This is a genomic window from Mesorhizobium sp. M7A.T.Ca.US.000.02.2.1, assembly GCF_003996995.1.
Lineage (GTDB): Bacteria > Pseudomonadota > Alphaproteobacteria > Rhizobiales > Rhizobiaceae > Mesorhizobium.
In genome coordinates this window covers 1-10,924 of sequence record NZ_RZTT01000199.1, presented here as the reverse complement: position 1 = coordinate 10,924, position 10,924 = coordinate 1, and the positions used below count along the sequence as shown (strand labels likewise).

Sequence of the window (10,924 nt, the reverse complement as noted above, 5' to 3'; positions counted from 1 at the left end):
AGTTCCGGCTGACCGTCGGCGGCAGGCAGACATCGCTGCTCGGCGCCTCGCTCAGCCAGGACAATGTGCTGTTCACCACCAATTTGACCAATCTGCCGATACAGAGCGCCGGCGGACGCGACATCCCGCAGGGAGCCATCCACATTGAACGCGTCAGACTGCTCTGGCAAGACAGGCTGTTCGAACGCATCACCCTTTCCAATTACAGCCGGGAACACTCGACGATCAGCGTTTCCCTGCACTACTCCGCCGATTTCCGCGACATGTTCGAAGTGCGCGGCTCGACACGGCTGAAGCGCGGGCTGGCCCATGCCGCCGAAACAGACGCGACGTCGGTCCTGCTGCGCTATGACGGGCTCGATGGCCTGGCCCGCCTCTCTGCGATATCGTTCTCGCAGGCGCCGGACCAACTGACAGCCAATCGTGCCGATTTCCTGATCGCCGTGACCAAGCGCAGCAGGAAGGTGCTCTATGTCGAGGTCGGTCCCGAGGTGGCCGACAAGCCCGACCGCGACCGGTTCCGCGCCGCTGCCGCACGCGCCCGCTTTGGCATGCGGGCCAAACGTCGCCATGGCGCGACGGTGCGCAGCTCGGGCCGTGTCTTCAACGATTGGGTCGAGCGCGCCCGCGCCGATGTCGCGCTGCTGACCACCGAACTGGCGACCGGCCCCTATCCCTATGCCGGCATCCCCTGGTTCTCGACGGCGTTCGGTCGTGACGGCGTCATCTCGGCGCTGCAGATGCTGTGGCTCAATCCCGGCCTGGCGCGGGGCGTGTTGGCCTTTCTGGCCCAGCATCAGGCGACCGAGACCTCGCCGTTCAGCGATTCGCAGCCGGGCAAGATCATGCACGAGACCCGCAAAGGCGAAATGGTGGCGCTGCGGGAGCTTCCCTTCGGCCGCTACTACGGTGGCGTCGATACGACACCGCTCTACATCTATCTTGCTTGCGCCTACGCCGATCGTACCGGTGACATGGCGTTCATCGACGGCCTGTGGCCTTCGCTGTGCGCGGCGGCCGAATGGACGGAGGAGGCGGGCCAGGAGACCGGATTCGTGACTTACCAGCGAGCGGCCGAGTCCGGCCTCGCAAACCAGGGATGGAAGGACAGTTTCGATTCGGTCTTCCATGCCGATGGCCGAATTCCCAAGGGCCCAATAGCCCTGGTCGAAGTGCAGGGCTATGTCTTTGCCGCCTTCCGCGGGCTGGCCAAGCTTGCCCGCCGCCGTGGCGAGGGCGACAAAGCCGATCACTGGGAGGACCGCGCCGAGGCGATGCGGGTGGCGGTGGAACGCGATTTCTGGCTTGACGATCTCGGCTTCTATGCCCTCGCGATCGACGGTGCCGGCGAGCCCTGCAAGGTGCGGACCTCGAATGCCGGGCATCTGCTTTTTGTCGGATTGCCTGAGCCGGCGCGGGCACAGATGGTCGCCGACCAGCTGCTTTCCGCCTCCTTCCATTCCGGCTGGGGGCTGAGGACGCTTGCCGACGATGCGGTGTTCTTTAACCCGATGTCGTACCACAATGGCTCGATCTGGCCGCACGACACCGCCATATGCGGTGCCGGCCTGGCGCATTATGGCGAGCGTGAAAGCGTGGTTCGCCTGATGAGCGGCACATTCGAATCCGCGGTCCATTTCAACATGCGGCTGCCCGAACTGTTCTGCGGGTTTACACGCGCGCCGGGCGAAGCACCCATCGCCTATCCCGTCGCTTGCCTGCCGCAAGCGTGGTCGGCGGGATCCGCCTTCATGCTGATGCAGGCCTGCCTTGGCTTGGAGATCGACGGCTGGGATAGCGAAATCCGCGTCACCCGCCCGAGACTGCCGATCGGCATCGACACGCTGACACTGCGGCACCTGGGCGTCGGCGACCGGGTCGTCGATCTCACCTTCCAGCGCGTCGGTGACCGGGTCGTCGCTTTCCTTGCCGACCGCCATGAAGGGCTGGTGCCGCTCATCGTAAGGACATGATCCGAACAAAATTGCCGGAACCGATCCCAGCTTTGTGCGTTGCAAAAATACAGGTCCGAACGCTGACCACGTGGTTGGCGGACCATTTCAAACGGGAACACGAACAAACGGTCGCCGACGGCCGGGGTGAGTTGACATTCAATGACAAACTACGGTGCGGACCTGCTCTGGGTTCTGATCTTCGCGAGCCTCGGTTTTTCCGCTCTTGCCGTTTTCCTCTCCATCTCGCGGCACCGTCGCCGTCATCCACCCGCGGTCGCACATACGGCAGGCGAAGATGTGGCCGCGGAAGCCGCGCGCAAGGTGATACGGGAGTTCGAAAAGAATGGCCAATCGGCCGATGCCGCGCTGGTGACCTGGTCGCCCGAAACATTGCGCAAGATCCTGGCCGACGATCTGCCCGATGCGCAGGTCATCGTGGTGTCCAATCGCGAACCGTACATCCACAATGTGAAGGGCGACGGCGTCGAGTTGCTCGTCCCGGCCAGCGGACTGGTGTCGGCGCTCGAGCCCATTACCCGCGCCTGTGCCGGCACCTGGATCGCCTATGGCGGCGGAACGGCGGACCGCCTCACCGTCGACAACCACGATCGTGTGCAGGTGCCGCCTGGCAACCCGTCCTACACGTTGCGCCGGGTCTGGCTGACGGAGGAAGAGCATCAGGGCTATTATCTCGGTTTCGCCAATGAGGGCCTTTGGCCGCTTTGCCATATCGCCTTCACCCGGCCGATTTTTCGCGCTTCGGACTGGGCTGCCTATGAAGCCGTCAACCGGAAGTTTGCCGATACGGTGGTTGCCGAGGCCCGCAACGAGCGGCCGATCGTGCTGGTCCAGGACTACCATTTCGCGCTGCTGCCGCGCATGATCCGCGAGCGCCTGCCGGAGGCGATCATCATCACTTTCTGGCACATCCCGTGGCCGAATTCGGAAGTGTACAGCATCTGTCCCTGGCGCGAACGCATCCTCGAGGGGCTGCTCGGCAGTTCGATCATCGGCTTCCATACCCAGTTCCACGCCAACAATTTCACCGAAAGCGTCGATCGCTTCCTGGAAAGCCGCATCGAGCGGGCCGATGCGGCCATCTCCTACGGCGGACGAACCACATTGGTGCACGCCTATCCCATCTCGATAGAATGGCCGGCGGACCTGCTGGCGAAACTTCCCGATGTCGACGATTGCCGCGCTCGCATGCGCGAGAGGTTCGGTCTCAAAGCGGATGTGAAGCTTGCCGTCGGAGTCGAGCGCCTCGATTACACCAAAGGCATTCTTGATCGGTTTCACGCTTTGAACGAATTGTTCAAGCGACAGCCTGAATGGATCGGAAAACTGGTCTTCCTGCAGGTCGCGGCACCCAGCCGCGGCACGCTACCGGCCTACAAATTGCTCCATGACGAGTGCCACCGTTATGCCGAAGAGCTCAACCGGCGTTATGGCAGCGAGGGCTACAGGCCAGTGATCATGGTGGCCGAGCATCACTCGCAAGAACAGGTTTACGAGATCTATCGGGCCGCCGACATATGCATGGTCACCAGCCTGCATGACGGCATGAACCTCGTCGCAAAGGAGTTCGTCGCCGCGCGCGACGACGAGCAGGGTGTTTTGATGCTCAGCACATTCGCCGGCGCCTCGCGCGAATTGCTGGAGGCGCTGATCGTCAACCCTTACGATGCCGCCATGATGAGCGGAGCGCTGTTGCAGGCATTGACCATGGCGCCCGAAGAACAGCGCGAGCGCATGCGACCCATGCGCGAGACGATCCGCAACAACAACGTCTATCGCTGGGCCGGCAGCATGCTTCTGGATGCGGCGCGTTTGCGTAAGCGCGGAGACCTCGATCGGGTAACCGGTGCCGCCGGCGACCCGCCGCCCAGCGTCGACAATGTCGTCTCCATCTTTGAGCGCAGACGGATGGCGATGTCATGAGCGATACGCTGCAGAAGATTATTGGCGAGACCCTGCAAAAGCCGCAGGCCGTCATGGAGAAACCGCAGCCTGTTCTGGCCGGCGAGTGGGCATTGTTCCTCGACATCGACGGCACGTTGCTGGAACATGCCGAGCACCCGGACGCAGTCTCGGTCAGCGACGAGCTTCGCTCCTTGCTGCAAGGCCTGGACCGCAAGCTGAACGGGGCGTTGGCGTTCATCACGGGCCGGTCCGTTGCGGCCGTCGACCATCTGTTTCAGCCTTTGAAACTGCGAGCCGCCGGGCTCTATGGCCTGGAACATCGGCTCCTGCCGGACGACGACGTCGAAATCGCGGACGAGCCGGCGGATATCGCAGCCCTTGCCGACGAGATCGAGGCCGAGCTCGGTCGTGGGGCGTATATCGAGCGCAAGGGACGGGTGCTGGCCATCCACACGCGCGCCGCCCCGCATCTGCTTCCGCGCGCGACGCAGCTTGTCGAGCAGGCGCTGGCCGGTTTGCCAAAGGGCTACCGGGTGGTTGCCGGCAACGCCGGCGTGGAATTGCTGCCGCTGGAGGCGGCCAAGGGTGCCGCGATTCGGCGTTTCATGGAGATCGCGCCATTCGCAGGCCGCCGCCCGGTCTTCCTAGGCGACGACACGTCGGACGAAAACGGCTTCGAAACGATCAATGATGCCGGCGGCATATCGATACGGGTCAAACCACCGGCGCAAACCACCGCGCAGTACGGGCTGGCCGGCGTTGCCGAGACGCTGGCCTGGCTGAGAGGTCAACTCTAGGTGCAGCCGACGCAACCGTGATCGCGCCTCCTGGAAAGGACAAGGAAAGGAACGGTTTCGATGGGACGCTTTGCACAATTGGTTCGAGAGATCACCCCGAACTGGCTTCACGCTCGCTCCTCCCGCCATGAGATCGCCGACGTTTCACCGTCCGACGCGGACTCCAGCTGGCAAGAGGCGATCGACGACAAGATGTATGGGGCGGATACATCTGACTATTCCCATGTGCCGGAAAAGCCTGTTTCGGCAAAACCGGCAGGCGACAGGCCCGCGGACGAGAACGACCGCGTTCCAAAGAAGGCCAATTAAGGTCCCGTCGGAGCCCGATAGTCGCTGTTCTTATGCCGCAAATCTCAGGCCGCCGTCGCAGGTCAGCACCTGGCCGGTAATGAAGCCGCTGGAGACGAGGAAGGCGATTGCGTCGGCCACGTCTTCGGCCCGACCGACGCGGCCGACCGGGGTCTTGCCGGCATAGTCGGCAAAGATCGTTTGCCTCTGCTCTTCGGCCAGAAAATCCCACCAGGGCGTGTCGATGACCCCCGGCGCCACGACATTGACGCGCAGCGGCTTCAGTTCCAGGGCCAGGATCGGCACCACAGTCAACAGCATGCCGTTGATGGCGGCGATACCGGCGACGCCGGGCGTCGCGAGTTGCGCCGACACCGCCGAGATGAAGGTGACCGATCCGGCCTTGTTCAGCGTCGGCAAGGCGGCCTGCAGGCAGGACAGCTGCGGGCGGACCTTTTCCTCGACGCCGCTGCCGATGTCGCTCAGGTCAAGCGTCGGGAAGGGGCCGAGGCCCTTGCCGCCGCTGGCCGCCAGCACCAGATGGTCGAAAGGACCGAGGCTCTCGAAGAACTGGCGGACCTCATCCGGCTTCGCGGCGTCGAAAGCAGCCTTCCCGGCAGCGCTGCCAAGGCTTTTCCAAGCGCTCTTCAGTTTGTCCTCGTTGCGGCCGGTGATGGTCACCTTCATGCCCAGGCCAAGCAGTTTTCGCGCCGTCGCCGGGCCGATGCCGGACGAGCCGCCGATGATGACGGTGTGTTCGATTGTCTTGGTCATGAATGGTCTTCCTTTGATGTAGGGGAGGCCGTGCCGATGAGATCAAGGCTCAAGGCTCGCAGACGTTGCCTTGCCTTGGCGTCATAGGCCTGGGTATCGGCGCGGGATTCCCGCAGGCCGTCGAAATAGAGGCCGCTTTTCCCGTCGAGTGCGGGTAAGGCGGCGAGATTGAGGATGGCCTCGGCACCGGTCTCGACCGAGCTCCACGGCGTCACGCCTGCTTGCCGGACCATGGTGGTGTTCATATAGCTCGCCGGATGCAGCGCGTTGACGGTGACGCCGGTGCCTTTCAGCTGCTCCGCAAGGTCGACGGTGAACAGGATCTGCGCCAGCTTGCTCTGGCAATAGGCACGCACGCCGTCATAGGAGCGGGTCAGCATGACATCGCTGAAATCGATCGCCTGCTGCCCCGCAGAGGCGACATTGACGATGCGGGCCGGCGCACTCGCCTTCAGCAACGACAGAAGCTCCGATGTCAGCAGGAAACCGGCGAGGTAGTTGACCGCGAAGCGCAGTTCGTAGCCGTCGGAGCTGACCTGCCTTTTGGCACCTTGGCCCGCTGTGCCGATTCCGGCATTGTTGATGAGGATGTCGAGCCGATCCGTCCGGGCGCGCACGGCTTCGGCAAGCCGGCGCACTTCGGCCAGCGACGAGAGGTCGGCGACCAGAAGCTCCGCCCTGCCGCCGGTCGCTTCGATCCCGGTGACAACAGCCTTGCCGCGCGTCGCATCGCGGCCATGCACCAGCACACGGGCGCCCGCGGCGCCGAGCCGTTGCGCGACGACCCGGCCGACGCCATCGGTAGAGCCGGTGATGAGGATCATCTTGTCTTTGAGTTCCATGTTCAGAGCCTCCGTTCTGTTGCTCTGAACCGAAGATGGGACAGTTGGCGCGGGCCAAACAGTTCAAACTTTATCCTGGTATCAATACTGCTATAATACCCGCATGGAGTCCCAACCCCACGCTGCCCCCACACATTCGGCTGAAGACAGCCGCCGGCGCGAACTCGGCGCCTTCCTGCGCTCGCGCCGCGAAAGGCTGACGCCCTCGGCCACCGGCATCGCCACCGGTCTCAGGCGGCGTACGCCGGGCTTGCGCCGCGAGGAGGTGGCGATGATCGCCGGTGTCGGCACCACCTGGTACACATGGCTGGAGCAGGGGCGGGAGGTCAGGCCCTCGGTCGAGGTGCTGACGGCACTTGCCGAAGCACTGCGCCTCGACGCCGCCGAAAAACAGCATCTGTTCATCCTCGCCGACCGCCAGCAGCCGGAGCGCCGTGGCGTGGCGCCGGAAAAAGTCGACGGCCCCTTGCTGCACATGCTGCAGAGCCTGGTGCTGCAGCCGGCCTATGTTGTCGGGCGGCGCTGGGATGTGCTGGCCTGGAACCCGGCTGCCGTCGCGGTGTTCGGCGACTATGGCTTGCTGGAGGGTGACGCCCGCAACATCGTCCACATGGTGTTCACGAGCCCGCACCACCGGCGCCTGCTGGTCGACTGGGAGCAACTGGCGCGCACCGTGCTGGCCTCGTTTCGGGCCGCGAGTGCGCGCTATGTCGGCGATCCGGATTTCGAGCGGCTGATCGAGTTGATGACGGGTTCGAGCCCCGAATTTCGCACCTGGTGGCCGCAGCGCGACGTCGCGCACCGGTTGTCGGGGGTGAAACATGTCCGGCACCCGAGCGCGGGCGCCATGACCTTCGAGCATATGAGCCTGTCGATCGGCGACGGCTCGGACATGAAGCTGATCGTCTACACGCCGCTCGCCGAGCAGAATTCGATCGCCAAGCTGCAGACGTTGCTGGACGCCCTGCCGGCCGAGCGGCGCAGCGCCTGAAGCGTCAGGTCTTCGGCTTCAGCCCATCCAAGAACAATTGTTCGAGAAACCTTGCCGCATCCTCGAAGCGGCCGTCGCCGCCGCGGTTCGGCCCGAGCACGGCCCGGACCTGGACGTCGAAATCGGCGTAGTGCTGCGTCGTCGCCCAGATCGAGAAGATCAGGTGCCACGGATCGGTCTTGGCGATCTTGCCGGCGCGCATCCAGCCCTTGATGACGGTCGCCTTCTCGTCGACCAGCGTTTTCAGTTCGCCCGCCAGCAGCGGCATGATGCGCGGCGCGCCTTGCAGGATCTCGTTGGCGAACAGCCGGCTCTCGCGCGGAAAGTCGCGTGCCATCTCCAGCTTGCGCCTGATGTAGCTGCGCAATTCGGTCAAGGGGTCGCCGATGTCATCGAGTTCACGCAGCGGCGCCAGCCAGGTGTCGAGCAGGCGCTGCATCAGCGTCTCGTGGATGTCTTCCTTGCGGCGGAAATAATAGAGCAGGTTCGGCTTCGACATGCCGGCGGCTTCGGCGATCTGGTCAATGGTCGAGCCACGAAAACCGTTGGTCGAGAAAACCTCGAGCGCCGCCTCCAGGATGAGTTCGCGCTTTTCCTGCTGGATGCGGGTGCGGCGAGGGGCGTCCGTGCCGATGGTCACCGTTGCAAGCCCTCGTGTTGCCAAACCTCGCGTTCAAGGTCATCTGGACCAATTCTCTGGACCAGTTTTTCCCTAGCCTGTGGAACGCACTTCAGGTGCCGCATTTCCGCTAGTAATCCCTTGACCGCCGACAGGGCGGTGCTAACGTTTGTCCAATCGGTCAAAAATTTGCGTAGCATGAAAACGCGGCATAGACCAAGCGTTGGGCGCACCGAAACAGATTACAAGGGGAAGTCCTGGTCATGTCCAACCGGCTGAAAGTCACGCCGAACGATCTCAGCGCATTCTGGATGCCGTTCACGGCAAACCGGCAGTTCAAGCAGGCGCCACGCATGATGGTGTCCGCCAAGGACATGCATTACACGACCAGCGACGGCCGCAAGGTTCTCGACGGCACCGCCGGCCTGTGGTGCGTCAATGCCGGCCACTGCCGTCCCAAGATCACCGAGGCGATCCAGCAGCAGGCCGCCGAGCTCGACTATGCGCCCGCCTTCCAGATGGGCCACCCGATCGTGTTCGAACTGGCCAACCGCCTGGTCGACCTCGCGCCCAAGGGCATGGACCATGTCTTCTTCACCAATTCCGGCTCGGAATCGGTCGAGACCGCGCTCAAGATGGCCATCGCCTATCATCGTGTGAAGGGCGAGGGCTCGCGCACCCGGCTGATCGGCCGCGAGCGCGGCTATCACGGCGTCAATTTCGGCGGCATCTCGGTCGGCGGCATTGTCACCAACCGCAAGATGTTCGGCACGCTGCTCGGCGGCGTCGACCATATGCCGCACACGCATCTGCCGGAAAAGAACGCCTTCACCAAGGGCGTACCGGAGTATGGCGCGGAACTTGCCAACGAACTGGAGCGCATCGTCGCCCTGCATGACGCTTCGACCATCGCCGCTGTCATCGTCGAACCGGTCGCAGGCTCCACCGGCGTCATCCTGCCGCCGAAGGGCTATCTCGAGAAGCTGCGTGAAATCTGCACCAAGCACGGCATCCTGTTGATCTTCGATGAGGTCATCACCGGTTTCGGCCGTCTCGGTACGCCGTTCGCCGCCGACTATTTCGGTGTCACGCCAGACATCATGACCACCGCCAAGGGCGTCTCCAACGGCGTCATCCCGATGGGCGCGGTGTTCGTCAAGAAGGAGATCCACGACGCCTTCATGACCGGCCCCGAGCAGATGATCGAGTTCTTCCACGGCTACACCTATTCGGGCAACCCGATTGCCTGCGCGGCCGCACTCGGCACGCTTGACACCTACAAGGAAGAGGGCCTGCTAACCCGCGGCGAGGAGCTGGCGCCGTACTGGGAAGACGCGCTGCATTCGCTGAAGGGCGAGCCGAACGTCATCGACATCAGGAACATCGGCCTGATCGGCGCGATCGAGCTGGCGCCGATCGCCGGCCAGCCGACCAAGCGGGCCTTCTCGGCCTTCGTCAAGGCGTTCGAGCGCGGCGCGCTGATCCGCACCACCGGCGACATCATCGCGCTGTCGCCGCCGCTGATCATCACCAAGGGCCAGATCAACGAATTGATCGACCATGTCAGAGAAGTCTTGCGAGCGATAGATTGACGAACTGGACGCGGATATCCCTCCCCCTCGAGGGGAGGGTGGCCGCGAAGCGGTCGGGTGGGGTCGGTGCGACTGGGTGCCGACCTGATCTTTTGCTGCGTGGCCGCGTCTGATGCCCCGTACCCGCGTGAGCTTCGAAATGCGCCAGAAGGCGCGCGCGCTTCGAGTTCACGCGACCAAGGGCGAATCCCTCCTGTGGTATGAACTGCGGGAGTTGAAATCGGGAGGCATCAAGTTTCGCCGTCAGTGCCCGATTGGGCCTTATATCGTTGACTTCGTTTGCTTGGCGGTGAAGCTGATCGTTGAGGTCGACGGTGATCTGCACGAACACGAGAGGGGTAAACGGCACGATGCTGTTCGTGATGCCTATCTGCGCTCTCTCGGGTTTCACGTCTTCCGTGTTGACGAGCCCGATGTCATAAACAGCGCGTGGCATGTCGCGCAGATGGTCAAGGGGAAGGTTGAGCATATGTCAGCCGACCCCACCCGACCGCTTCGCGGCCACCCTCCCCTCGAGGGGGAGGGGGACGCCTGCGCATCAATGAGGTTTTAGAGCATGGCCGCACCTGGCGAGAATCTGCGAATCAATTCAGACCGTATGTGGGATTCCATCATGGAGATGGCGAAGATTGGCCCCGGCATTGCCGGCGGCAACAATCGCCAGACCGTGACCGACGAAGACGGCGAAGGGCGGCATCTGTTCAAGCGCTGGTGCGATGCGGCCGGGCTCGAAATGGGCGTCGATGAAATGGGCACGATGTTTGCCCGCCGCGAAGGCACCGATCCCAGCCTGCCGCCGGTCTATGTCGGCAGCCATCTCGATACGCAGCCGACCGGCGGCAAGTACGACGGCGTGCTCGGCGTGCTGGGCGGGCTTGAAGTGGTGCGCTCGCTCAACGATCTCGGCATCAAGACCAAACATCCGATCGTCGTCACCAACTGGACGAATGAGGAGGGCTCGCGCTTCGCGCCGGCGATGATGGCGTCCGGCGTGTTCGCCGGCGTGCTCGACCAGGCCGATGTGTACCGGCATGTCGACAAACAGGGCAAGAAATTCGGCGAGGAGCTCGAGCGCATCGGCTGGAAGGGCAACGAGAAGGTCGGCGATCGCAAGATCCACGCCTTCTTCGAACTGCACATCGA

The 10,924-nt window shown here is 63.4% G+C and carries 11 protein-coding genes; 8 read left to right on the top strand and 3 right to left on the bottom strand.

What is annotated here, in order from left to right:
• From EOD15_RS19155 to EOD15_RS19140, 4 genes are all read left to right on the top strand, one after another.
• A partial coding sequence (locus tag EOD15_RS19155) for an amylo-alpha-1,6-glucosidase (RefSeq protein ID WP_127408739.1) occupies positions 1 to 1,973 on the top strand: 1,973 nt, incomplete at its 5' end.
• Positions 1,974 to 2,114: 141 nt separating this feature from the next.
• Complete coding sequence (locus EOD15_RS19150; protein WP_127408738.1) at positions 2,115 to 3,896, top strand: trehalose-6-phosphate synthase; 1,782 nt, start codon at positions 2,115 to 2,117, stop codon at positions 3,894 to 3,896.
• Positions 3,893 to 4,675 carry a trehalose-phosphatase gene (gene otsB, locus EOD15_RS19145; RefSeq protein ID WP_127382851.1) on the top strand — a complete coding sequence of 261 codons (783 nt, stop codon included), beginning with the start codon at positions 3,893 to 3,895 and terminating at the stop codon, positions 4,673 to 4,675. The genes EOD15_RS19150 and otsB overlap by 4 nt, the downstream gene beginning before the upstream one ends.
• A 60-nt stretch (positions 4,676 to 4,735) precedes the next feature.
• Positions 4,736 to 4,984: a hypothetical protein gene (locus EOD15_RS19140; protein ID WP_127323292.1), complete on the top strand. Its 249-nt coding sequence runs from the start codon at positions 4,736 to 4,738 to the stop codon at positions 4,982 to 4,984.
• Positions 4,985 to 5,014: 30 nt separating this feature from the next.
• On the opposite strand, the gene EOD15_RS19135 is transcribed toward EOD15_RS19140, so the two are convergent.
• Both EOD15_RS19135 and EOD15_RS19130 read right to left on the bottom strand, forming a co-directional pair.
• Complete coding sequence (locus tag EOD15_RS19135) at positions 5,015 to 5,737, bottom strand: SDR family oxidoreductase (RefSeq protein ID WP_127408737.1); 723 nt, start codon at positions 5,735 to 5,737, stop codon at positions 5,015 to 5,017.
• Positions 5,734 to 6,579, bottom strand: a complete 846-nt coding sequence (locus EOD15_RS19130) for an SDR family NAD(P)-dependent oxidoreductase (RefSeq protein ID WP_127323164.1) — start codon at positions 6,577 to 6,579, stop codon at positions 5,734 to 5,736. The genes EOD15_RS19135 and EOD15_RS19130 overlap by 4 nt, the downstream gene beginning before the upstream one ends.
• Before the next feature lie 103 nt (positions 6,580 to 6,682).
• On the opposite strand from EOD15_RS19130, the gene EOD15_RS19125 reads away from it, so the two are divergent.
• Complete coding sequence (locus EOD15_RS19125; protein WP_127408736.1) at positions 6,683 to 7,570, top strand: helix-turn-helix transcriptional regulator; 888 nt, start codon at positions 6,683 to 6,685, stop codon at positions 7,568 to 7,570.
• Between the two features lie 4 nt (positions 7,571 to 7,574).
• Here the strand turns inward: EOD15_RS19125 and EOD15_RS19120 are convergent, their stop codons facing one another.
• On the bottom strand, positions 7,575 to 8,210 hold the full coding sequence (locus EOD15_RS19120; protein WP_027034993.1) for a TetR family transcriptional regulator C-terminal domain-containing protein: 636 nt from the start codon (positions 8,208 to 8,210) through the stop codon (positions 7,575 to 7,577).
• A gap of 242 nt (positions 8,211 to 8,452) precedes the next feature.
• Between EOD15_RS19120 and EOD15_RS19115 the strand changes: the two genes are divergently transcribed.
• The 3 genes from EOD15_RS19115 to EOD15_RS19105 all read left to right on the top strand — a co-directional run.
• Positions 8,453 to 9,781 (top strand): aspartate aminotransferase family protein, encoded by a 1,329-nt coding sequence (locus EOD15_RS19115; protein ID WP_127408735.1) that lies wholly within the window; start codon positions 8,453 to 8,455, stop codon positions 9,779 to 9,781.
• A gap of 139 nt (positions 9,782 to 9,920) precedes the next feature.
• Positions 9,921 to 10,334: an endonuclease domain-containing protein gene (locus tag EOD15_RS19110; protein ID WP_245463714.1), complete on the top strand. Its 414-nt coding sequence runs from the start codon at positions 9,921 to 9,923 to the stop codon at positions 10,332 to 10,334.
• 3 nt (positions 10,335 to 10,337) lie between these two features.
• The coding region (locus EOD15_RS19105; RefSeq protein ID WP_127408734.1) for a M20/M25/M40 family metallo-hydrolase at positions 10,338 to 10,924 on the top strand (587 nt) is incomplete at its 3' end.

Bases quoted from the DNA above. Each gene is read 5' to 3' on its own strand.
- EOD15_RS19150 (WP_127408738.1), top strand. From the start codon at position 2,115: ATGACAAACTACGGTGCGGACCTGCTCTGGGTTCTGATCTTCGCGAGC.
- otsB (WP_127382851.1), top strand. From the start codon at position 3,893: ATGAGCGATACGCTGCAGAAGATTATTGGCGAGACCCTGCAAAAGCCG.
- EOD15_RS19140 (WP_127323292.1), top strand. From the start codon at position 4,736: ATGGGACGCTTTGCACAATTGGTTCGAGAGATCACCCCGAACTGGCTT.
- EOD15_RS19135 (WP_127408737.1), bottom strand. From the start codon at position 5,737: ATGACCAAGACAATCGAACACACCGTCATCATCGGCGGCTCGTCCGGC.
- EOD15_RS19130 (WP_127323164.1), bottom strand. From the start codon at position 6,579: ATGGAACTCAAAGACAAGATGATCCTCATCACCGGCTCTACCGATGGC.
- EOD15_RS19125 (WP_127408736.1), top strand. From the start codon at position 6,683: ATGGAGTCCCAACCCCACGCTGCCCCCACACATTCGGCTGAAGACAGC.
- EOD15_RS19115 (WP_127408735.1), top strand. From the start codon at position 8,453: ATGTCCAACCGGCTGAAAGTCACGCCGAACGATCTCAGCGCATTCTGG.
- EOD15_RS19110 (WP_245463714.1), top strand. From the start codon at position 9,921: ATGCGCCAGAAGGCGCGCGCGCTTCGAGTTCACGCGACCAAGGGCGAA.